We start from the raw sequence: 21,383 nt of genomic DNA on the forward strand, positions 1-21,383 counted from the left end.
TTCATTCCCCTTGTGCATCGGGATGCGGTGTGTTGAGCCGCCCTTCGAGCACGGTCGGATGCCCCGCGAAGAAGGTTGCGACGACGGCGCCTGGCAACTCAAGGCCGGCGAAGGGACTGTTACGGCCCTTGGTAGCCATCTTATGGGGATCGACCGTCCACCGGGCTGCTGGATCCACCAGTGTGAGATTTGCCATCTCGCCAACCTCCAGCGGTCTTCCCTGCGTCTCCACCCTGCCGATGCGCGCAGGGAGAATGGACGTCGCATCGGCAAAACGCGACCAATCCATGAGTCCGGTCTCGATCATGCTGTGCTGCACGACGGACAGAGCAGTTTCCAGGCCCGTCATGCCCATTGCGGCCTGCGCCCATTCGCACTCCTTGTGTTCGGAGGGGTGCGGCGCGTGATCAGTGCCGACGACGTCGATGGTTCCGTCAGCCAGCGCCTCGCGGAGAGCCGTGACGTCGTCGTTCGTGCGCAGCGGCGGGTTCACCTTGTAGACGGGATCCCAGGAACGGACAAGTTCGTCGGTCAGCAACAGGTGGTGCGGCGTGACTTCTGCGGTCACCTTCACGCCGCGCTGTTTCGCCCATCGGATGATGTCAACCGACCCCGCAGTTGAAACATGGCAGACGTGGAGCCGTGAACCAACGTGCTGCGCCAGCAGGACGTCACGCGCAATAATGCTTTCCTCGGCAACCGCCGGCCAACCCGCCAGCCCGAGGACTGCAGAGACGGCGCCCTCATTCATCTGTGCGCCCTCAGTGAGCCTCGGCTCCTGCGCGTGCTGGGCGACTACGCCGTCGAACGCCTTCACGTATTCCAGTGCGCGCCGCATCAGCACCGGATCTGACACACAGATGCCGTCGTCGGAAAATACCCTGACCCTGGCACGCGACTCCGCCATCGCGCCGAGCTCCGCGAGCCTCTCCCCGGCAAGCCCGACTGTGACAGCACCAACCGGACGTACGTCTACCCAGCCGGCGCGCCTCCCAAGTGCATGAACCTGCTCAACCACGCCAGCGGTGTCTGCCACGGGCATGCTGTTGGCCATCGCGTGCACGGCTGTATAGCCCCCCAGCGCAGCTGCCCGGGTACCGGACTCCACTGTCTCCGCATCTTCGCGTCCCGGTTCCCGAAGGTGTGTGTGGATATCCACCATTCCGGGTAGCAGGATCAACCCGTCGGCATCAAGAACGACGGCGCCGGCAGCTGAAAGGGATCGCCCTCGGTCAGCTATGCGTCCATCTGAAACCAGTACGTCCACACCGGCCTCCCCCGTGGCGATGGTGGCGCCCTTGATCAGGTAGCTGGTACTCATACTGTTATTGCCTCCTGGGCGGGTGTGGGCTGCGCGGAATCATCGCCCGACAGCAGCAGGTAGAGAACGGCCATCCGGACGGATACGCCGTTGCGCACCTGGGCAAGCACGGTTGAACGGGGAGAATCAGCCGCAGCTGAGGAAATCTCGAGGCCCCGGTTCATGGGGCCCGGATGCATGATGATGGTGTCCTTGCCGGCGGAGGCCTCCAGCGCTGCCAGCCGCTCATCGTCGAAGCCCCAGGTGCGGGCGTATTCACGGGTCGAGGGGAAGAAGGCAGCGTTCATCCGCTCGCCTTGAACCCGGAGCATCATGACCGCGTGCGGACCGGTCGCCAGTACCTCGTCAAGGTCGAAGCTGACCCTGCAGGGCCAGGTATCGATACCGACGGGCAGCAGGGTCGGAGGCGCCACGAGGGTCACCTCCGCACCGAGGGTGGTGAGCAGCCAGAGGTTGGAGCGGGCTACCCGCGAGTGCAGAACGTCACCCACAATCGCGATCCGCAGCCCCCGCAGGTCTTCACCGAGGGATGGGCGTCCGGCGATCTTCGACCAGTGCCTGCGGAGTGTGAAGGCATCGAGCAGCGCCTGGGTGGGATGCTCGTGGGTTCCATCGCCCGCATTGATCACGGCGGCGTCGATCCAGTCCGAGGCAGCAAGCCGGGCGGGAGCCCCGGATGCCCAGTGCCTGATGACCACGGCATCGGCACTCATCGCCTCAAGGGTCTGCGCCGTGTCCTTGAGTGACTCGCCCTTGGAAACCGAGGAGCCCTTCGCAGCGAAGTTGATCACATCAGCGGACAGCCGCTTCGCTGCGGCTTCGAAAGAGATACGGGTCCGTGTCGAGTCCTCGAAGAAGAGATTTACGACGGTCCGTCCACGTAGCGCCGGCAGCTTCTTCACTTCCCGCTCACCGACAACCGCCATTTCTTCGGCGGTGTCGAGGATCCGGATAGCTTCCGTTCCCGTCAGGTTCTCGGTCGACAGGAGGTGCTTCATGCCGGTCCTTCAATGACTACTTCGTCGACGGAATCGATTTCGCTGATCCGCACACGAACTTTTTCTGCGGAGGAGGTGGGAAGGTTCTTTCCAACGTGATCCGCTCGAATGGGGAGCTCGCGGTGCCCGCGGTCCACCAGAACGGCCAGACGGACAATTCGGGGTCTTCCGACGTCGACGATTGCGTCAAGCGCTGCCCGGATCGTGCGGCCGGAGTAGAGCACGTCATCCACCAGCACGACAACCTTGTCGTCGATGCCGGAAGGCGGAAGCTTTGTGGGACCGGGCGGGCGGGTGGGGTGCTTGCGGAGGTCGTCACGAAACATCGTGACATCGAGGCGTCCGACCATGCGCTCGGGGTTCACGGCGGGATCGGTGCGCGCGATCTTGCGGGCGAGCCTTTGCGCGATGGGAAAACCGCGGCGGGGAATGCCCAGCAGTACGAGGTCTTCTGCGCCCTTGTTGGCTTCGAGGATTTCGTGCGCGATCCGCGTCAGGGCACGATCGATATCAGCGTCACCGAGGACCGTGCGGAACACGGAGCCTCCGGTGTGAGGGCTGGGTACACTCATGGAACGCGTCCTCCTTCTCCGCCTCACGGGACGGCCTTTAAAGGGTTGGGCTGCGCGTTCAAAACTATCACAGCCGCCCCACCGCCTATCCTGTGGGGATGAGTATGAACGCCGGGCGCCCCTACTCGGAGCCACGTCGGACGGTACAACCGGCGGCACAGCCGCCGCTGGGAATGTGGCAGCAGGTAAGTCCGGGGCCACCGATTCCGTCGCCTGCCCACCCGCCCCCCGGAATGGAATCACTTGGCAGGGAGCACTCCCGTCCGGTGCGCGCCGCCGTCGTCAATGGTTTGCTGCTCGTTTTTGCGGCCCTCATTCTTGGTGGAGTGGCGGTGCTCGTGACGGTGCAGTTGGGGGCGGCCGCACTGGTTCTGTGCGCTGCTCTTGCACTGGTGCCGCTGGCAATCTGCCTGGCCGGCATCCGCTGGGTGGACCGGTGGGACCCGGAACCGCGGGGCGCCCTGACTTTCGCTTTCCTCTGGGGAGCAGGAATGTCGGTGGCTGTCACGCTCCTGCTAGGGCCCGTCGTCACGGCGCTTTTGAGCGTAGGGCTGGAGGGAACGAGTCCCGACATCATCGGTCCTGTCTTCCAGGCTCCGCTGGTGGAAGAAGCAGCCAAGGGTCTCGGCGTACTGATTCTTGCTCTGTCTCGACGCACCCATTTTGACGGGCCGGTGGACGGGATGGTCTATGCCGGAACTGTCGCCGCGGGCTTCGCGTTCACCGAAAATATCCTCTACTTCGGATCGGCGATCACTGACCCTGCAGGGCTCGGCGGACTCATCACGGTGTTTGTGATGCGGGGACTGTTCTCACCGTTCGCCCATGTGATGTTCACCGGTGCGCTGGGAGTTGTCCTCGGGATGGCCGTCGCGAAAGGCCGTGGGAAGGGCCGGCTGCTGGGTGCGTTTGCTATCGGCCTGCTTCCCGCCATCGCCGGTCACATGCTGTGGAACGGCGGCCTGGTGGTCCTGTTCACCGACTTCTTCTCGTTCTATTTCCTGGTTCAGGTGCCGCTATTCCTCGTGGTGATCGCAGTCGTGCTTGGTTTGCGCCGCGCTGAACGGGCAGTGACATATCAGCGCCTGGCGGAGTACTCCGGTGCCGGTTGGCTCACCAATCAGGAGTTGGAGATGGTGGCGGCGCCGCGCGGTCGGTCATCGGCGATGGCGTGGGCGCGGGCCGTCGGCGCGGGTCCTGGTATGAAGCAATTCATCAACACCGGCGTCCGTCTGGCCTTTGTGCGCCAGCGTCTCCGGGCGGGCCACGCGGCCACGCATGATCCGCAGCTGGAGGTCCACCTCCTACACGAACTGGACGCGGCCCGCCGCCGGATCCTCAACGCGGCGTCAGCGCGCAGGATCTGAGTTCCCGGCGCAGACTTCCGGTCCGGGCAGCTGGAAACTACGCCAGCAGCGTGGGTTTGAGCTGCTGGAGCCTGCCCAGCAAGCCGTTGATGAACGTGGGCGACTCATCGGTCGACAACATGGTTGCCAGCTGCACAGCCTCGCTCACAGCGACGGTGTCCGGAACATCCTCGTTGTACAGCAGTTCCCAGGTGCCGACCCTGAGAATCATACGGTCCACCGCGGGCATTCGATCAAGCGTCCACCCCTGCGAATACGTGCCGAGGAACTCATCGATCTGCGTGCCGTGGGCCATCACGCCTTCGATGATCTCCACCGAGTACTCATTGATGACGGTGTCCGTTTTCTCGCGGCGTGCCTGCAGCGCTTCCAGGGGAGAAACGGACCTCTGCTCGGCCTCGAACAGGATATCCATGGCCCTGCGCCGCGCCTTGCTCCGGGCGCTCACTCGTTGACGCGTCCCAGGTACTCACCGGAGCGGGTGTCGACCTTCACTTTGGTCCCGGTTTCCAGGAAAAGGGGCACCTGGATCTCGTACCCGGTTTCAACGGTGGCCGGCTTGGTGCCGCCGGTAGAGCGATCTCCCTGCAGCCCTCGCTCTGTGTAAGTGATTTCAAGGACCACTGACGGCGGCAGTTCGAGGTAGAGCGGCGAACCCTCGTGCATGGCGATGGTCGCCATCTGGCTTTCGAGCATGAAATTTTCCGCACTGCCCACGGTAGCGCCGGGAACGGTGATCTGGTCATAGTCCGTCGTGTCCATGAACACGAAGTCGTCGCCGTCCTTGTACAGGTACTGGTAGTCGCGGCGGTCCACGGTGGCAGTTTCGATCTTGAGCCCGGCGTTGAAGGTTTTGTCGACGACCTTGCCGGACAGGATGTTGCGGAGCTTCGTACGGACAAATGCGCCGCCCTTGCCCGGCTTCACGTGCTGGAACTCAAGCACATTCCAGAGGTTTCCCTCAAGCTTGAGAACAGTGCCGTTCTTGATGTCATTCGTGGTAGCCACGGATTCTCTTTCGTCGATTCACTGATGTTTGGCTTACGTCGCAGCAGGCGCAGTACCGGACTGTTCAGGAACTGCCCGCCAAAAGACCGAAGACCAGTCTACCCTGCCCGCGGTAACCGGATCAGGAAGCGATTTCCTGGTACGCGGCGAAGAGGAGTGATGTGTCCGGGACCTCAAGAATTCCAGGCCGGGCAACGTCATCGAGCACCACGAACCGCAGCAGATCACCCCGCGCCTTCTTGTCCCGCCGCATGCCGTCCAGGAGCGTTGCCCAGCGGTCACGCCGGTACGTCACGGGAAGGCCAAGCGTTTCCAGGATCGAGCGGTGCCTGTCTGCTGTGGCATCATCCAGGCGGCCAACCATCCGAGACAGTTCCGCTGCGAAGACGAGGCCTACCGAGACGGCGGCTCCGTGCCGCCAGGAATAGCGTTCCGCCAGTTCGATTGCGTGCGCCAGCGTGTGCCCGTAGTTCAGGAATTCGCGCCGGCCGGACTCCTTGAGGTCCTCGGAAACCACAGCAGCCTTCACAGCGATTGAACGCTCTACGAGTTCGCGTACGGCGCCGCTGGTGGGGTCCTTGACCGCTTCGGGGTCCGACTCCAGCAGCTCGAGGATTCGGGGGTCCGCAATGAATCCGCACTTCACAACCTCGGCCATGCCGGTGATCAATTCATTGGCCGGAAGTGTCTGAAGAGCGTCCAGATCGGCGAAAACTCCCGCCGGCGGATGAAAGGACCCGACCAGGTTTTTGCCCTCGGCGGTGTTGATCCCGGTCTTACCGCCAACGGCGGCGTCCACCATGCCGAGCAGGGTGGTGGGCAGGTGCACGACCTTGACCCCGCGCAGCCAGGTCGCGGCAACGAAGCCGGCGACGTCGGTGACCGCACCTCCACCGACAGCCACGATGGCATCGGACCGCGTGAAATCGTTCTGGCCGAGTACCTGCCAGCAGAATGCGGCCACCTGGATGTGCTTGCCTTCTTCGGCGTCCGGAATCTCTGCTGTGACCGCAGTGAATCCATCTCCGGCCAACTGCTCCCGAACGGTATCTCCTGTGGATCGCAGGGCGCGGGGGTGAACCACCAGGACACGCCGGACCCGCTCGCCGAGCAGCGGTGAGAGCCGGTCCAGCAGGCCATGCCCGACGACGACGTCGTAGTTCTCCGCCGCGGAACTTCCCGTGATGCGGATGGCAGTAGGTTCAGCGGTCATGGCCGTTGGTCCTTATCTTCAGTAAGAATGTGGTTTCGCAGGCGGATTTCGAGACGGTCGGCAACTGCTTCTTCGGACGCATTCCGAGTATCTATCACCGTGTCTGCCAGAGCTTCGTAGAGAGGACGGCGCTCCTGCTCAAGCCGCGCCCAGGTCTCGCCCGGGTCCTGGGCCAGCAACGGCCTGCCGGTGTCGCCGCTGAGCCGCGGCAGGACGGTCAAAAGGTCCGCGTCGAGGAAGACCACGAAAGCTGATCCAAGAAGCCGCCGCGTCCCTTCGTTGAGGACCGCTCCTCCCCCGAGGGAAATGACTGTGCCTGGTTCCGCTGCCGTGAGGACCTCAGACACGATGCCGGCCTCGAGTCGCCGGAAGCCCGGTTCGCCGACTTCAGCAAAAATGGCGGGAATCGGGCCATGGCGGTCGACGATCGCTGCGTCCGTATCGACGAATCGCCAGCCATGCCTGGAAGCGATCCGACGCCCGACGGTCGATTTTCCCGTGGCCATGAGCCCGATGAGCACCAGCGGTTTATGGGCCGCCGGATGCATCAGGGCGCAACCGAATTCAGGGACGCCGGGATACTCTCCAGGTATGAATTGACGTTGCGCTTCGTTTCCGCCACAGAATCACCCCCGAACTTCTCCGTCACGGCTTCTGCGAGGACCAGGGCAACCATGGCTTCGGCGACTACACCCGCCGCGGGCACAGCACACACATCGGAACGCTGGTGGTGAGCCCTGGCGGCGTCACCGGTACTTACATCGATTGTCTGGAGGGCTCGCGGAACCGTTGCGATGGGTTTCATGGCTGCTCGCACGCGCAGGACATCACCGATGCTCATACCGCCCTCGATCCCGCCTGCCCTGTTGGTTGTGCGCCCGATCCGCCCGGACTGTTCCCGCACGATCTCATCATGCGCCGCCGAGCCCCGCCGCCGGGCAGTCTCGAAGCCGTCGCCCACCTCAACGCCCTTGATGGCCTGAATACCCATCAGCGCACCCGCGAGGCGGGCGTCGAGCCGGCGGTCCCAGTGGACATAGCTTCCCAGTCCGGGGGGCAGCCCGTAGGCGAGCACCTCGACCACCCCACCGAGTGTCTCCCCGTCCTTGTGGGCGGCATCCACTTCGGCCACCATTGCGGTTGAGGTTTCGCGGTCAAAGCAGCGCAGGGGATCTTCATCCAGTGCCAGGACGTCCCGGGGGCCCGGCAGTTCGGATCCTTCCGGAACGGCGACGGACGCCACACCGACGGTGTGGCTGACGAGCTCGATGCCGAGGGACGACAGGAATTGGGCTGCAACGGCGCCCAACGCTACGCGAGCGGCCGTCTCCCTTGCACTGGCGCGTTCAAGCACCGGCCGCGCCTCATCGAAACCATACTTCTGCATGCCGGTGAAATCCGCGTGGCCGGGCCGGGGCCGGGTTAGAGGTGCGTTACGCGCGGATTCCTGCAGTACTCCTGCATCCACCGGATCCGCCGACATGACCTGTTCCCACTTGGGCCATTCGGTGTTTCCCACCTCGATGGCCACCGGGCCACCCTGGGTCAGTCCGTGGCGGACTCCCCCGACAATCCGCACTTCGTCCTGTTCGAATTTCATGCGGGCGCCGCGGCCATAGCCGAGCCGGCGACGGGCCAGAGCGGACTGGATAGCCTCACTGGTGATCTCAACGCCCGCGGGCATTCCCTCGATGATTCCGACCAGAGCAGGGCCGTGGGATTCCCCGGCCGTCAACCAACGCAACATACGTCCATCCTGCCACGGCCCAAGGGCGCCGCTAGCGCCGGGGGGCCCCCACCGCGTCACACATCACATTTATGACAGCGGACTCCTCTCGAAAGGCATCCCCGGCGAAGAGTTTCACCTGCTCCACAGCCTGGTAGAGGAGCATCTCAAGGCCTGGAACAATGACGCCGCCAAGCGAGGACCACGCCCGGGCCAGGGCGCTGGGCCAAGGGTCGTAGGCCACGTCGAGAAGTACGCGAGGGTCGGAGTCACTCCGCAGTCCAGCATCGTCTCGCGCTGCTGCCGCACCCAGTGCGCCGGCAAGCTCATCCGCCCCGTGCGGCGGCAGCGTAGAGATCACCAGCGACGAGCTTCCGCAGAGCTCTGCGGCTTCGCTGAACCCGCTGAGCTTCACGGCGATACCGAGCCGCCGACCGAGTTCAGCCAGGGATTCTGCCTTCTGCGGTGATCTGGCGCAGATCTGCGCCCGCTCGACTCCCATGCGTGCCAGCGCAGCGACAGCCGCTGAGGCCGTCCCGCCGCCACCGAGCACCAGGGCCTCCTTCGGGGACCCGGCGCCGGCGTGGCGTACCGCACGGACGATCCCGTCGATGTCGGTGTTGTAGCCCATCAGACGCCGCTGTTGGCCCGCCCCAACAGCGCGCACGGTATTGATTACCCCGAGTTCAGCGACCCCTGGCCCAAGCTCATCCATAAGCGGCAGGGAAGCAGCCTTGTGAGGCATGGTGACAGACAGCCCGCGCCAGGCAGGATTCGCCCTGACCTCAGCCACCCTGTCCTTGAGCGAATCCGGCGAAGTGTCGATTGCCGTGTAACTGCAGTCAAGACCCAGGAAGGCGTAGGCAGCGCTGTGAAGGAGCGGTGATTTCGAATGCGCGATGGGTTGGCCGATAACGCCGGCCCGGTACTGGGCCGGCGTCTGATCGGGAACCACCTATTCGCACCTTCCGACATTGTCAGCGCACCACGCCTGGTACTCCGCGACATACCGTGCATGTTCGGCAAGCGTTTCCGAGAACTTGGTTTCTCCGGAGTCCAGGTTGACGGTTACCCAGTAGTAGTAGGGCACATCGGCTGGGTTGACCGCAGCCTCGATCGCTTCCGCGCTGGGTGACCCGATAGGACCGACAGGCAGTCCCTCGTTGGCGTACGTGTTGTAGGGGTTTGAGGTGTCGGCCTTTTCCTCAGGCGTCAGGTTGTAGCTCTTGCGTCCAAGCCCATAGGTCACGGTCGCATCAGACTGGATCAGACCGTTTGTCTCCGTATTGTCCGGACCCAGTCGGTTCATGATGGCGCCGGCTACCTGCGCGTAATCGGCCTGGCCGGCCTCGGCCTGGACGATGCTCGCGATAGTCAGGATGCGGTACTGCTCGGCTGGGTCGGTGACTCCTGCATCCTCAAGGGCCGCCTTGGTGTTGTCGACCATCTGTTGGATCACTTCAGTGGCGGTTACATCAAGATCGAAGCGGTACTCGCCGGGATAGAGATACCCTTCCAGGCTGGGTGACTGTTCGGGAATGCCGAACTGTGTTGGATCCTCGGCTAACGCCTCAAATTCCTCACGCGGTATCCCGGTTGACTCGGCCAGGATGTCGAAGACCTCGTTCTGCCTCAAATCCCTGGCCACGGCAGCATAGTACACCTTGGAATCAGCGTCTGCAAGCAGCGCTTTCGCTGCTTCCTCGGAACTCATCTGGTATTTCAACTCGTAGTCGCCGGGCTGGATCACGCGACCGTCGGCAACAGAGGAAAAAGCGTTGAGGAATTCGTCTGCGCTGGCAACGATGTCCTGCTGCTCCAGACTGTTACCGACGAGCAGCGGTCCGGCGCCGGCGTCGACTGTAAAGGTCACCGACCCCGTTCCCGGGCCCGCGTAATCAGCAACTTCCCCTACACCGAGGAGGCTCCTGAGGAACATGGCGACGGCGACCACTACTCCGACGAATCCAAGGACGACCACCAGCATGACGATGGTCCTGCGCCTCCGGCGGCGCTGGCGCGCTTTGGAGGGCCGGCGGTTGCGGCGGGACGGGAGGTCTGCTTCGAAAAACTGCTCGACTGGCTCGGGGTGCACCGGGTAATGCTCCTCGAAATGATCGTCGGGGTGCTGTTCAGCTCCGTGGTCTGCTGCCGGGAAAGGAGGATGACGATGGCTCACTGCTCCTCTTTCCTCCCACTGTAGGTTTGCGAAATGTCTGACTCCTCAGATGAGGCCGACGGCGGATCAAGACTTCGCCGCCGGTCCTGAACGACCGGCTCCCCCACATCCCGCTCAAGGTTACGTTGCATGTCGATGGCATGTTGAAGGATCTCCACGGCTGCCACCTGATCTACTACCTTACGGTGTTGACGACTGTTCAAGCCAGCCTGCCGAAGCGACCTATGGGCCGAAACGGAGGAGAGCCGCTCGTCGATCAATCGCACCGGCACGTCCATGTGGGCTTCGGAGATCATGCCGGCAAGGGTCGCCGCGTAACTGCGTGCCATGGCCGTTGAGGCGGACTCGGTCCCGCTCAGGTTGCGTGGCAGCCCAACGAATACTTCAACGGCTGCCAGCTCCACAATGTTCCTGAGAAGCAGGCGCAAGTCCCTGTTCTTCCGCGAATCCCGATTGAGAGTGCAGACGGGCGTGGCGATCAGACCGTCTCTGTCACTGGCCGCAACTCCAACGCGAACCATGCCGACGTCCACGCCGATCTTGACCCCTCGAGGGTACTCTCCGAATGCCACGATGGAAGGAGGTCCTGCTACCTGGCCGCCACGGCGGCGCGGATGGACTCCAGCGCCGACTGAACCTTAGCCGGATCGGATCCGCCGCCCTGCGCCATGTCGTCCTTGCCGCCGCCCCCGCCGCCGAGGATACCTGCAGCGGTACGCACCAGCGCACCGGCCTTCACCCCTGCTGCGCGTGCTTCCTCGTTGGTGACGACGAGGACCACCGGACGGTCCTTGCTGACTCCGGCCACAGCAACCGCAGCGGCTCCTGAGCCGAGGCGTCCCCGCAAATCGAGCGCGAGATTGCGGAGATCGTCCGCACTGCCGACGGTGCCGGCATCGTGGATGATTAAGCGCACGCCGGCAAGGTCCTGGGCGGTAGCGACGAGCGAGGCGGCGGCGTTCGACAGCTGTTCCTTCCTCAGGCGCTCCAGTTCCTTCTCGGCTGCTTTGAGCCGGTTCAGGGTTGCGCCGAGGCGCTCCGGAAGCTGCGGGGAGGGCACCTTCAACATTTCCGAGAGCTCGGTAACCAGAGCGCGCTCAGCGGCAGCGTGCCGGAAAGCGTCCATGCCGACGAGGGCCTCGACACGGCGGTTGCCGGATCCCACCGACTGGTCCCCGAGCAGTGTCAACGTACCGATCAGCGACGTTGAGTCGACGTGGGTGCCGCCGCACAATTCGCGCGACCACTCGCCATCGATTTCGACGACGCGCACCCTGTCTCCGTATGCCTCCCCGAACAGCGCCGTTGCGCCTAGTGCCTTGGCTTCATCGAGGCCCATCACCTTCGTTTCGACGGTGTGGTTGCTGCGGATAGCGAGGTTCGAGACTTCTTCGATCTCAGAGCGGGCTGCCGTGCTGATGCCCTCTCCCCAGGAGAAGTCGAACCGCAAGTAGCCGGCCTTGTTGAACGAACCGCGCTGCAGCGCGTCGGGGCCGAGGACCTGGTGGAGCGCAGCGTGGACAATATGTGTTCCCGAGTGTGCCTGTTCACCCGCATGGCGACGTTGACGGTCCACGGCTGCGGTAACAGGCGCACCCTGCGTGATTTCGCCCTCGCGGACAAGCGCACGGTGAACGTTCAATCCCTTGATTGGCCTCTGGACGTCCGTGACCTCCACGGTGAAGCCGTTCCCCGTGATCAGGCCGACATCCGCGGCCTGTCCACCGGCCTCGGCGTAGAACGGGGTCCGGTCGAGGATCAGTTCGATTTCCTCGCCCTGACGCGCGGCGGGAATTGACGCTCCGTTGCTGATGATGCCCCGCACCACAGCCTCACTGGTCAATTCGTCGTACCCGGTGAATACCGTCTCACCAGTTGTGAGCAGCTCGTTGAAAACCGTCATGTCAGCGTGCCCGGCCTTCTTGCCGCGCGCGTCAGCCTGCGCCCGCTCGCGCTGCTCGAGCATCAGTGCGCGGAACCCTTCGGCGTCGACTTTCACGCCGGCTTCCTCAGCCATTTCAAGGGTGAGATCGATGGGGAACCCGTAGGTGTCATGCAGGCTGAATGCGTCCTCGCCGGACAGGTTCCGGCCCGCGCTCTTTGACTCGCGGACGGCTTCCTCGAGGCGGGCCGTGCCGGAAGCGATGGTGCGCAGGAACGCCTTCTCTTCCGCATAGGCGATCCGGCTGATGCGTTCGAAGTCCCGCTCGACCTCCGGGTAGACACCCTTCATGGCGTCCCGGGAAACGGGCAGGAGCTCCGGCAGACACGCCTTCTCAACACCCAGCAGGCGCATCGCCCTCACCGCCCGGCGTATCAGCCGTCGAAGGACGTAGCCCCTGCCTTCATTGGACGGCGTCACACCGTCGGTGATCAGCATCAGGGCTGAACGGATGTGGTCGGCCACGACACGCATCCGCACGTCGTCCTGGTGGTGCGGGTCGTCGTCGGATTCTGCACTGGTGTACTCGCGGCCGGACAGTTCCGCAGCCTTGTCCAATACAGGGCGAACCTGATCGGTCTCGTACATGTTTTCTACGCCCTGCAGCACCATTGCCAGGCGCTCCAGGCCCAGGCCGGTGTCGATATTCTTCTTGGGCAGTTCACCCGCGATGTCGAAATCATCCTTGCTGCGCACGGCCGAGAGCCGGTACTGCATGAACACGAGGTTCCAGATTTCGATGTAACGGTCTTCGTCCGCCTCCGGTCCGCCGTCCCTGCCGTACTCCGGCCCGCGGTCGTAGAAGATTTCAGAGCACGGCCCGCCGGGGCCAGGCTGGCCGGTGTTCCAGTAGTTGTCTTTCTTCCCCATCTTCTGGATTCGTCCGGCTGGGAATCCCACTTCGTCCCGCCAGATGGCGAGGGCCTCGTCGTCGTCCTGGTACACCGTGACCCACAACCGGTCGGCAGCCAGTCCAAAGCCGCCGTCTTCCACACTGCTTGTCAGCAGCTCCCACGCCATGCGTATGGCGTTCTGCTTGAAGTAGTCGCCGAAGGAGAAGTTTCCGCACATCTGAAAGAACGTGCCGTGCCTGGCGGTCTTGCCCACTTCCTCAATGTCCGCGGTACGGATACACTTCTGGATGCTCGTCGCTCGGTTGTAGGGCGGCACCTCGCGTGCAGTCAGGTAGGGAATGAAGGGAACCATACCGGCAACAGTGAACAGCAGTGACGGGTCGCTGGACACCAGGGAGGCCGACGGCACGCGGGTGTGTCCCTGGCGTTCAAAGTAGTCGAGCCAGCGGCGGGCGATCTCTTGGGACTTCATGGGAATCCTTCGGTGTTGCGCGCGGACGGGGCGCAGCGGCGGTTTCGGGTGATTCAGGGATCAGGAACGGTGCTCGGTATCAACGCCTAGCGCAGCACGCAGATCGGTCTCGCGCTCCAGCATTCCCTGCCGGAATACGTCGGCGAAGTCGGCGACGCTGTCGGTCAGCTGCGCGACAGCACGGTTCAGTCCCTCGGGACCGACAGCCGACTTCATCGCAGATACCTTGCGTACCGCTATGACCCCGATAGCGGCACCTGCCGCGAGCCAGAAAACCCTCTTGATCATCAAGAATTCCTCGTCTGTTGTAAGTGCGTCTTGTACGTGAGGTATCGATCAACGACTACGACGGCGGGAGGCCGGCTTCCGCCTTGAGGCGAATGCGTTGCGCACCCCGTAGGAGAACGCCGCCACCTTGATGAGCGGGGATCCCACTGTGGCTGCGACCAGCGACGACAGCGCGGAGATGTTGGCCGAGGCGTCCGACACATTTGAGGTGATCCCGTCAACGTTCTTCAACTGTTGATGGGTTGTCGACACCGTGCTGGTGACCTCATCGATGAGCGGAGTGGTGCCCTCGCTCACGGACCGGATGGCCTGGCGAAGCTCATCGAAAACCTTGCCAAGCTTCCACACCGGGATGGCAAGCAGCGCGACCAGGATCGCAAAGACTCCGGCGGCAATCAGCCCGGCGATATCTCCACCTGACATTCGTGAACAACTCCTTAGTCCTCGCGCAGAGCGGGCAGGCGCCCGCGATTCCCTATGTACCTTACCTACTCAAGAGCCCGCGGCGTGCGCCGCGGGCTCTTGAGTAACTGATGTTCAGTTGTACTGCCGACACGCCGAATTCGGCGTTGGATCAGCGGGCGTAGTATTCCACCACGAGCTGCTCCTCACAGGTCACAGGGACCTCCGAGCGCTTGGGGCGGCGGACCAGGCGTGCCTGGAGCTTCTCAATCTGAACGTCAAGATACGCGGGAACTGCCGGAAGCACATCGCGGTGAGCGCCTGCTGCGGCAACCTGCAGCGGAACCATGGTCTCGCTGCGGCTGTGCACGTGGATGAGCTGCCCTTCCTTGACGCGGAACGACGGACGGTCCACGCGTGCACCGTCGACCATGATGTGACGGTGAACCACGAGCTGGCGTGCCTGGGCGCTGGTGCGTGCGAAACCCGCACGCAGCACAAGTGCGTCAAGGCGCATTTCGAGCAGTTCGATGAGGTTCTCACCGGTCAGGCCGGCTGTACGGCGGGCCTCTTCGAAGACGCGGGCCATCTGCGCTTCGCGGATACCGTACTGCGCGCGCAGACGCTGCTTTTCGCGCAGGCGTACTGCGTAGTCGCTGTCCTGCTTGCGGCGGGAGCGGCCGTGCTGTCCCGGTGCGTACGGACGACGCTCCAGGTACTTCTCGGCCTTCGGGGTCAGAGCAATGCCGAGGGCCCGCGAGATGCGGACCTTGCGGCGGGCACGTGTGTTGTTAGCCACGTTTACCTTTCACTGTTTTGCGGCGAAGCAGCTCACGACGGCGAACGCCGTGAGCTCTTTGGTGTCGCTGGCCTCCACGTTCGGAGAGCCGGAAGGGGCCGCTTTTCCGGTACTACAGTCCGCGGGTTCTCACTGGTGCTGCTGCCCAACGGATCTGAGTCAATTCAGACCTGAGGGTAGCGCATGCATGAGCCGCGACTTGCCAGTCAACGCACTATCCTAGCAGTGCTCAGCGGTTCCGAATAATGGCGCGAAGTTTCTCCAGCCGCGCGGAAACTGTCCGTTCGGTACCCCGGTCAGTCGGAACGTAGTAGTCGGTGCCCACGAGGTCATCCGGTGCATACTGCTGGCTCGCGATTCCATGGGGTTCATCGTGTGAATAAACGTACCCTTTCCCGTGGCCCAGTTGCCGTGCGCCGGGATAGTGGGCGTCCCGAAGGTGCGCGGGTATGCCCTGCCCCTTTCCCGCCCGAACATCGGCGATAGCCCGATTGATTCCGTTGTAGGCGGCGTTTGACTTCGGTGCGGTGGCAATATGCACGACAGCTTCCGCGAGGATGATGCGGCCCTCCGGCATTCCAATCAGCTGAACGGCCTGTGCCGCAGCAACCGCTGTCTGGAGCGCAGTGGGATCTGCCATCCCGACGTCCTCCGCCGCGGAGATCATCAGTCTGCGTGCCACGAAGCGGGGGTCTTCGCCGGATTCCAGCATGCGGGCCAGGTAGTGCAGCGCGGCATCCACATCTGAACCGCGCAGGGACTTGATGAAGGCGCTGACCACGTCATAGTGCTGGTCCCCTGCGCGGTCATAGCGCAAGGCAGCGACGTCAACAGCTTTTTCGGCATGCTGGAGCGTGATGCGGACAGGTCCAGGGTGGGCTCCTTCGCTCGCCGATGCCTCTTCCGCTTCCCCGTCTTCATCCTCGTCCGGTCCCTGTTCCGATACCGCGGAGCATGCGACGCCGGCAGCTGCCTCAAGTGCCGTCAGTCCCCGACGGGCATCGCCGGCGGCTAACCTCACCAGGTGCGCCAGCGCATCCTCCTCGAGCGCGACTTCTCCTGCCAGGCCGCGCGGGTCCTCCACGGCGCGTTGCAGCAGTGCACTGATGTCCTCTTCAGTGAGCGGCTTCAGCGTCTGCAGAAGGGAACGGGACAGCAGCGGGGAGACAACCGAGAACGACGGGTTCTCCGTAGTGGCCGCAATGAGTACTACCCAGCCGTTCTCGACGCCGGGCAACAGCGCATCCTGCTGCGCCTTATTGAAACGGTGGATCTCATCCAGAAAAAGAACTGTTGTGATGCGGTGCAGGTCCCGGTTGGACAGGGCTTCATCCATCACCCGGCGGACGTCCTTGACGCCTGCGGTTATTGCAGACAGTTCGACGAATTTGCGGCCCTGACCGCGCGCAATGACATGCGCCAGCGTGGTCTTTCCTGTACCGGGCGGCCCCCAAAGGATGACGGACGTTGGAGCTCCCGTGCGTGCGGCCGGCTCCCCTGCCGCCAAGGTCCGAAGCGGAGACCCCACACCGAGGAGGTGCTGCTGCCCAACCACTTCATCGACCGTGCGCGGGCGCATCCGCACCGGCAGCGGGCTGCGTGGCCGGTTGCGTTCCGTCCCCGAGGCGGTAGCCGGCTCGCCATAGCCGTCGGAGTCGAGGCTGAATAGGTCGTTCACAGTGCCAAGGCTACTGTGAACCTCTGACACCCAATGCCCACAGGTCCGAAAGGAAGCGACGTGCAGGACAAACGGTCGGTGCTGGTCACGCCCGAGCGCCTGGCCGGCTGGGTGCAGCGCTTCGGCGAGCGAAACGGAACTTTCTCTGCAGAACACGCCGATCGCAAGGCCGGCGTTGTGGTCCTGCGGGCCGCAAATGGGTGCAGGGCCGAGATCGCCGCTCCCCTTGCTGTTCTCAGCCGGAGTGAGGTCTTCAGTGAACCGATGCCGTCCGAGCCGCAGCCGGCGATTGAAGCACTGATCCGGGTTTCGTCGGTTCCAGTCACCGTAGGTGTGCTCCTGATCCGGCGCGGCGGCTACGGCGTCGGGATTGCAAGGGAGGGAGCCCTCATCGCTTCGAAGAACGGCACCCGCTATGTCCAGTCACGTACCGCCGCCGGCGGCTGGTCCCAGCAGCGGTTCGCCCGGCGAAGGGCCAACCAGGCTGATGCACTGGTCGATACCGCAGCAGAGCGGGCGGCTGTCCTCTTCGACGCGGACCATCCTGCCTGCCTACAGCCGGGCGGCGACGCAAAGCTTTTCTCCGAGTGCCTTGGGCACGCGAGACTGGCTGCCTACCGCAGTCTCCCCCGCCTGCCTCTCCTGCCCGTACCCGACCCACGCCAGGACGTGCTCCGCCAGGCGGCTGCCGACACGCGGGCGCTGCGTATCACCCTGACCGGCATACCGCCGGCCTAAGCCCTAATGCCTACCGGGTGTGCTGGTCAGACGCTGCCCGCCGGAGCCCCGCGATGGCCTCCGCGGGATCTTCTGCACCATAGACCGAAGACCCCGCCACGAAAACCGTAGCTCCGGCTTCGGCTGCGCGGACTATGGTGTCCTTCGTGATACCCCCGTCGACCTGAATGACAAGCGGCAAATCTGAGCCGCGGATGGCCTCGGCCGCCCGCCGGATCTTGGGAAGCGTCACATCAAGGAAAGACTGTCCCCCGAAGCCGGGCTCCACTGTCATGATGAGCAGCATGTCCAGCTCGCCGAGCATGTCCAGATAGGGCTCGACGGCGGTAGCGGGGCGCAGAGCCATACCCGCGCGTGTGCCTGCTGAACGCAATTCCCGTGCCAGCCTGATCGGTGCCCGAGCCGCTTCGGCATGGAATGTGACTGAAGCGGCACCCACGGCGGCATACTCAGGGGCCCAGCGGTCGGCGTCGTCAATCATGAGGTGCACGTCCAGCGGGACGGGACTCACTGCCTGAATCCGTTTCACAACTGGAAGCCCGAGCGTGAGGTTGGGAACGAACCTGTTGTCCATGACGTCCACGTGCACGGCGTCCGCAGTGGAAATGCGTCCGAGTTCGGACTGCAGGTTGACGAAGTCCGCCGACAGGATGCTTGGGTGAATGCAGCAGGTTCTCAATGTTCGACCTTTCTTTGGGGGTGAACCGTCGGGACTCGAACGCTAGGTTGCCCGTCGGATCAGGGCGAGGAACATGGCATCGGTACCGTGTACGTGCGGCCACAGTTGCGCCGTTGACTCATGGCCCGCGTGGAGTGAACCGCTCTTGCTCACGCCATCCAGCACCTGGCCCGCGTCCAGAAGCACGTAACCGTCCCTGCCGCGGAGGCTGTCCTGAACGACGGCCGTAGTTTCTGCGGGATGCGGCGAGCAGGTGACATAGGCCACCACACCGCCCGGACGAACCGTTTCGAGGGCCTCCGCGAGCAGAGCCCGCTGCAGGGGTCCCAGTTCCGCGAGATCGGAGGGCTGGCGGCGCCAACGGGCCTCAGGCCTGCGGCGGAGCGCACCCAGACCGGTGCACGGCGCGTCGACAAGGATGCGGTCGAATCCCCCAGGGTAGGATTCCCCGATGCTGCGCCCGTCACCCACACGTACGCTCCATACGGCCGGATCCACTGCGGCAAGGGCTTGCCGGACGAGCGCTGCACGGTGTTCGGCTGGTTCGTTTGCTACGAGCCTGTAACCGCGCTGGGCGGCGATCGCGGCCAGCAGGGCCGACTTACCACCCGGACCGGCACACAGGTCAAGCCACTCTTCGCCGTCTTCCGGAGGATGATCAACCTCGACGGCGGCCAGGGCACGCGCGACCAGCTGGGATCCGGCGTCCTGCACTCTGATTCGCCCGGATCGAACTGACTCAAGCCGGCCGACGTCGCCGGCGGCGAACAACGCTGAATCCGCCACCAGCTCGCCTGCGCGGGCACCGGCTTCCAGCGCTTCGTCAAGTTCTCCGATACCCGGCAATGCAACCAGGTTGACGACGGGCGCGGCATTGTCTGCAGCCAACAGGTCGTCGATCTCGACGACGGAACGCCCGTGATTCACGAGGCTTTGCCGCATGGTGCGGACGATCCATTCCGGGTGGCTATGGCGCAGCGAACTGACGCGGACAGGGTCCTCAACCCCCTCTGTGAGCATGTCTAGCCACTCAGCAAAGGACTTGCGGGAAACCTTCCGAAGTACGGCATTGATCAGGGAAGATGGTCCGGCTCCAATGACGGCTCTGGCAAGCCCCACCGTCTGGTCAAGTGCTGCGTGCGGGGGGACGCGCATTGCCATCAACTGGTGGACGCCTAGCCTTAGCGCATCAAGGACAGCCGGATCAAGCTGCGCAAGCGGACGATCGACACACAGCGAGAGGATGGCGTCATACGTGCCCTGACCGCGAAGAGCCCCGTAAGCCAATTCGGTGGCGAAGCCTGCGTCCTGACGGCCAAGGCGATGCTTGCGGATGCTGGTCGGCAGCACGAGGTTCGCATAGGCGTCGTCGGCCGCGACAGCCCGCAGGACTTCGAAAGCCACGAGGCGGGCCGGATCCGCCCGCCGGGTGCGTTCTCCCGGTGCGGTCGCGGAGAACTTACGCTCACCTGACCTGTTGCGTTCGCGTCCCCGCTCATTGCGACGGCTTGATTCTCCGGACCGGTATTCAGGTGTCATTCGAAAATCAGATCCTCTCGGCGAGTTCCGCGGAACCATTCGGCAGCGGCGAGCATAGAACGGCCTGCAGGTTGAACCTCCGTCAGTTGGACCGCATGCGAGCCTGTCCCCACGAGCACGGCCCCGTCCCTTTCACGAACGCGGCCCGAAGGAATCTCTCCGACGTCGGGATGAAGAAGAACTACTCCGAGCTTGACGCGCTGTCCGTCCAGCAAGGTCCATGCACCGGGTTCCGGTGTCACACCGCTGATCCGGCGCTTGATTGCGAGGGCCGGATCAGACCAACGGATTCTTCCGTCGGCGCTCGAGAGCTTGGGAGCGAGGGACACTTCGCCGCTTTGGGGAACAGGGACTGCGCGTCCCTGCTCGAGCGCGGCAAGCGTCTGGGAAAGAAGTACCGCGCCGCTCTGAGACAGGCGTTCCAGGAGGACGCCACTAGTGTCCTCGGAACGGACCGGCTCCGTCACTGTCCCGAACACCGGCCCGGTGTCCAGGCCCTCCTCGAGAAGGAACGTGGATGCCCCCGAGATGTCATCCCCGTTGATCAGCGCGTGCTGCACGGGTGCCGCACCCCGCCAGGACGGCAGCAGGGAGAAGTGGAGGTTGATCCAACCAAACCGGGGTTGTTGCAGCGCTGCGGGTGGAACAAGGCCGCCGTATGCGACGATCACCGCAGCATCCAGGTCCAGCGCCTTCAAGCGCTCAACAACCGGCTCGTCGATACGGTTTGCCTTGATGATCTCCAGACCTGCCTCGGCTGCAGCCTGGGCAACGGGACTCGGCGTGAGGACTTTCTTCCGCCCCACAAGGGCATCCGCCCGTGTGAGCACGGCGGCGACCTCATGGCCGGCCCAACGAAGCTCATTCAGGGACGGCACTGCCACCTGAGGCGTTCCGGCGAAAAGTATTCTCATGCGCCGGCGCCCTGGCTGCCCGGCAGGGACGCTTTCATGCCGAACGCTGATCCGACGTTTCCGGACCGCTTGGATACGGTGTCGAGAGTGACGTCGCTGTAGCGTCCGTTACGGATAGCGCGCATGGCGCTGCGGCGGTCCTCGCCCGCCAGACGATCTATGTAAAGACGCCCATCAAGATGATCGGTTTCATGCTGGAAGCAGCGCGCAAGCATCCCCGTGGCGTTGAGTTGCACCGGTTCTCCGGTCACGCTGAATCCCTTGAGCAGGACCTCCTCGGCGCGCGGAAGTGGGAACCCGATGCCCGGCACAGAGAGGCAGCCCTCCTGATCGTCGGTCTGCAGCCCGCCGGAAGTTGTCAGCCGCGGATTGATGACATGACCTTCTTCTCCGTCAACGGCATAAGTGAAAACCCGCAAGCCGACACCGACCTGGGGCGCCGCCAACCCTGCACCCCGCACGCTATGCATGGTCTCAACCATGTTCTGCACCAGCCGCGCCAGGTCCGGACCGTACTCGGTCACTTCCGCCGCAGGCGTCCGTAGTACGGGATCACCGATCATTCTGATACTCAGAACCGTCATCCGGTTGAACATCCTCATCTGTGCTTGGGAAATTGTCTGCGACGCCATGGACGGGAATGGAAAGCCGCCGACCACGCCCTTCTGTCCAGAATGCCTGGTCAATTCTAGGC

General features: G+C 63.8%; 22 protein-coding genes. 2 read left to right on the forward strand and 20 right to left on the reverse strand.

All coding sequences use genetic code 11. The annotated features are described in order from the left end of the window. Position 1: 1 nt before the first annotated feature. From ACZ2GY_RS09235 to pyrR, 3 genes are read right to left on the reverse strand one after another with little or no spacing between them, the layout of a single operon-like run. The gene (locus ACZ2GY_RS09235; protein WP_277357314.1) at positions 2-1,321 is read right to left on the reverse strand and encodes a dihydroorotase; all 1,320 of its coding nucleotides are present in this window, start codon (positions 1,319-1,321) and stop codon (positions 2-4) included. Beyond that, complete coding sequence (locus ACZ2GY_RS09240; protein ID WP_277357313.1) at positions 1,318-2,319, reverse strand: aspartate carbamoyltransferase catalytic subunit; 1,002 nt, start codon at positions 2,317-2,319, stop codon at positions 1,318-1,320. Before ACZ2GY_RS09240 ends, ACZ2GY_RS09235 begins: the two co-directional genes overlap by 4 nt. Continuing rightward, on the reverse strand, positions 2,316-2,891 hold the full coding sequence (gene pyrR / locus ACZ2GY_RS09245) for a bifunctional pyr operon transcriptional regulator/uracil phosphoribosyltransferase PyrR (RefSeq protein ID WP_471671737.1): 576 nt from the start codon (positions 2,889-2,891) through the stop codon (positions 2,316-2,318). Before pyrR ends, ACZ2GY_RS09240 begins: the two co-directional genes overlap by 4 nt. Positions 2,892-3,157: 266 nt before the next feature. Between pyrR and ACZ2GY_RS09250 the strand changes: the two genes are divergently transcribed. Beyond that, positions 3,158-4,258 (forward strand): PrsW family intramembrane metalloprotease, encoded by a 1,101-nt coding sequence (locus ACZ2GY_RS09250; RefSeq protein WP_471671738.1) that lies wholly within the window; start codon positions 3,158-3,160, stop codon positions 4,256-4,258. A 37-nt stretch (positions 4,259-4,295) separates the two neighbouring features. Here ACZ2GY_RS09250 and nusB read toward each other — a convergent pair whose 3' ends face one another. The 13 genes from nusB to ACZ2GY_RS09315 all read right to left on the reverse strand — a co-directional run bounded on the left by nusB (position 4,296) and on the right by ACZ2GY_RS09315 (position 16,819). After that, positions 4,296-4,706 carry a transcription antitermination factor NusB gene (gene nusB, locus ACZ2GY_RS09255; protein WP_204536095.1) on the reverse strand — a complete coding sequence of 137 codons (411 nt, stop codon included), beginning with the start codon at positions 4,704-4,706 and terminating at the stop codon, positions 4,296-4,298. Continuing rightward, positions 4,703-5,266 carry an elongation factor P gene (efp, locus tag ACZ2GY_RS09260; protein ID WP_056549427.1) on the reverse strand — a complete coding sequence of 188 codons (564 nt, stop codon included), beginning with the start codon at positions 5,264-5,266 and terminating at the stop codon, positions 4,703-4,705. Before efp ends, nusB begins: the two co-directional genes overlap by 4 nt. 121 nt (positions 5,267-5,387) lie before the next feature. Beyond that, entirely contained in the window at positions 5,388-6,479 is a 1,092-nt protein-coding gene (gene aroB, locus ACZ2GY_RS09265) for a 3-dehydroquinate synthase (protein ID WP_346028238.1), read from the reverse strand. Then, positions 6,476-7,027 carry a shikimate kinase gene (locus ACZ2GY_RS09270; protein WP_471671739.1) on the reverse strand — a complete coding sequence of 184 codons (552 nt, stop codon included), beginning with the start codon at positions 7,025-7,027 and terminating at the stop codon, positions 6,476-6,478. Before ACZ2GY_RS09270 ends, aroB begins: the two co-directional genes overlap by 4 nt. Next, positions 7,027-8,226 (reverse strand): chorismate synthase, encoded by a 1,200-nt coding sequence (aroC, locus tag ACZ2GY_RS09275; RefSeq protein ID WP_277357308.1) that lies wholly within the window; start codon positions 8,224-8,226, stop codon positions 7,027-7,029. The genes ACZ2GY_RS09270 and aroC overlap by 1 nt, the downstream gene beginning before the upstream one ends. Before the next feature lie 31 nt (positions 8,227-8,257). Then, positions 8,258-9,160, reverse strand: a complete 903-nt coding sequence (locus ACZ2GY_RS09280; protein WP_471671740.1) for a shikimate dehydrogenase family protein — start codon at positions 9,158-9,160, stop codon at positions 8,258-8,260. Beyond that, a complete protein-coding gene (gene mltG, locus ACZ2GY_RS09285) occupies positions 9,161-10,384 on the reverse strand; it encodes an endolytic transglycosylase MltG (RefSeq protein WP_471671741.1) in 1,224 nt (407 codons plus the stop codon). It abuts the gene before it with no gap. Beyond that, positions 10,381-10,956, reverse strand: a complete 576-nt coding sequence (gene ruvX, locus ACZ2GY_RS09290; protein ID WP_346028236.1) for a Holliday junction resolvase RuvX — start codon at positions 10,954-10,956, stop codon at positions 10,381-10,383. The genes mltG and ruvX overlap by 4 nt, the downstream gene beginning before the upstream one ends. 17 nt (positions 10,957-10,973) lie before the next feature. Next, on the reverse strand, positions 10,974-13,652 hold the full coding sequence (alaS, locus tag ACZ2GY_RS09295; RefSeq protein WP_471671742.1) for an alanine--tRNA ligase: 2,679 nt from the start codon (positions 13,650-13,652) through the stop codon (positions 10,974-10,976). 60 nt (positions 13,653-13,712) lie between these two features. Next, a complete protein-coding gene (locus ACZ2GY_RS09300; protein ID WP_056549412.1) occupies positions 13,713-13,940 on the reverse strand; it encodes a hypothetical protein in 228 nt (75 codons plus the stop codon). A 48-nt stretch (positions 13,941-13,988) separates the two neighbouring features. Further along, positions 13,989-14,363 (reverse strand): DUF948 domain-containing protein, encoded by a 375-nt coding sequence (locus ACZ2GY_RS09305; RefSeq protein ID WP_056549411.1) that lies wholly within the window; start codon positions 14,361-14,363, stop codon positions 13,989-13,991. Positions 14,364-14,514: 151 nt separating this feature from the next. Continuing rightward, the gene (gene rpsD, locus ACZ2GY_RS09310; RefSeq protein WP_056549410.1) at positions 14,515-15,141 is read right to left on the reverse strand and encodes a 30S ribosomal protein S4; all 627 of its coding nucleotides are present in this window, start codon (positions 15,139-15,141) and stop codon (positions 14,515-14,517) included. Positions 15,142-15,370: 229 nt separating this feature from the next. Next, positions 15,371-16,819 carry a replication-associated recombination protein A gene (locus ACZ2GY_RS09315; protein ID WP_471671743.1) on the reverse strand — a complete coding sequence of 483 codons (1,449 nt, stop codon included), beginning with the start codon at positions 16,817-16,819 and terminating at the stop codon, positions 15,371-15,373. Between the two features lie 60 nt (positions 16,820-16,879). Between ACZ2GY_RS09315 and ACZ2GY_RS09320 the strand changes: the two genes are divergently transcribed. Beyond that, entirely contained in the window at positions 16,880-17,557 is a 678-nt protein-coding gene (locus ACZ2GY_RS09320) for an acVLRF1 family peptidyl-tRNA hydrolase (protein WP_277357304.1), read from the forward strand. A 10-nt stretch (positions 17,558-17,567) separates the two neighbouring features. Here the strand turns inward: ACZ2GY_RS09320 and rpe are convergent, their stop codons facing one another. The 4 genes from rpe to def are packed head-to-tail and all read right to left on the reverse strand — an operon-like array spanning position 17,568 to position 21,273. Then, on the reverse strand, positions 17,568-18,236 hold the full coding sequence (gene rpe, locus ACZ2GY_RS09325; protein ID WP_471671744.1) for a ribulose-phosphate 3-epimerase: 669 nt from the start codon (positions 18,234-18,236) through the stop codon (positions 17,568-17,570). A gap of 42 nt (positions 18,237-18,278) precedes the next feature. Further along, entirely contained in the window at positions 18,279-19,775 is a 1,497-nt protein-coding gene (locus tag ACZ2GY_RS09330) for an RsmB/NOP family class I SAM-dependent RNA methyltransferase (RefSeq protein WP_277357303.1), read from the reverse strand. Continuing rightward, positions 19,772-20,689: a methionyl-tRNA formyltransferase gene (fmt, locus tag ACZ2GY_RS09335; RefSeq protein WP_471671745.1), complete on the reverse strand. Its 918-nt coding sequence runs from the start codon at positions 20,687-20,689 to the stop codon at positions 19,772-19,774. Before fmt ends, ACZ2GY_RS09330 begins: the two co-directional genes overlap by 4 nt. After that, positions 20,686-21,273 (reverse strand): peptide deformylase, encoded by a 588-nt coding sequence (gene def / locus ACZ2GY_RS09340; protein WP_471671746.1) that lies wholly within the window; start codon positions 21,271-21,273, stop codon positions 20,686-20,688. Before def ends, fmt begins: the two co-directional genes overlap by 4 nt. Between the last annotated feature and the right edge of the window lie 110 nt (positions 21,274-21,383).

This window comes from Arthrobacter sp. KKT183, from assembly GCF_055657625.1.

Coding starts and splice junctions, on each gene's coding strand:
- ACZ2GY_RS09235 (WP_277357314.1), bottom strand. CDS start 1,321: ATGAGTACCAGCTACCTGATCAAGGGCGCCACCATCGCCACGGGGGAG.
- ACZ2GY_RS09240 (WP_277357313.1), bottom strand. CDS start 2,319: ATGAAGCACCTCCTGTCGACCGAGAACCTGACGGGAACGGAAGCTATC.
- pyrR (WP_471671737.1), bottom strand. CDS start 2,891: ATGAGTGTACCCAGCCCTCACACCGGAGGCTCCGTGTTCCGCACGGTC.
- aroB (WP_346028238.1), bottom strand. CDS start 6,479: ATGACCGCTGAACCTACTGCCATCCGCATCACGGGAAGTTCCGCGGCG.
- ACZ2GY_RS09270 (WP_471671739.1), bottom strand. CDS start 7,027: ATGCATCCGGCGGCCCATAAACCGCTGGTGCTCATCGGGCTCATGGCC.
- aroC (WP_277357308.1), bottom strand. CDS start 8,226: ATGTTGCGTTGGTTGACGGCCGGGGAATCCCACGGCCCTGCTCTGGTC.
- alaS (WP_471671742.1), bottom strand. CDS start 13,652: ATGAAGTCCCAAGAGATCGCCCGCCGCTGGCTCGACTACTTTGAACGC.
- ACZ2GY_RS09300 (WP_056549412.1), bottom strand. CDS start 13,940: ATGATCAAGAGGGTTTTCTGGCTCGCGGCAGGTGCCGCTATCGGGGTC.
- ACZ2GY_RS09305 (WP_056549411.1), bottom strand. CDS start 14,363: ATGTCAGGTGGAGATATCGCCGGGCTGATTGCCGCCGGAGTCTTTGCG.
- ACZ2GY_RS09330 (WP_277357303.1), bottom strand. CDS start 19,775: ATGACACCTGAATACCGGTCCGGAGAATCAAGCCGTCGCAATGAGCGG.
- fmt (WP_471671745.1), bottom strand. CDS start 20,689: ATGAGAATACTTTTCGCCGGAACGCCTCAGGTGGCAGTGCCGTCCCTG.
- def (WP_471671746.1), bottom strand. CDS start 21,273: ATGACGGTTCTGAGTATCAGAATGATCGGTGATCCCGTACTACGGACG.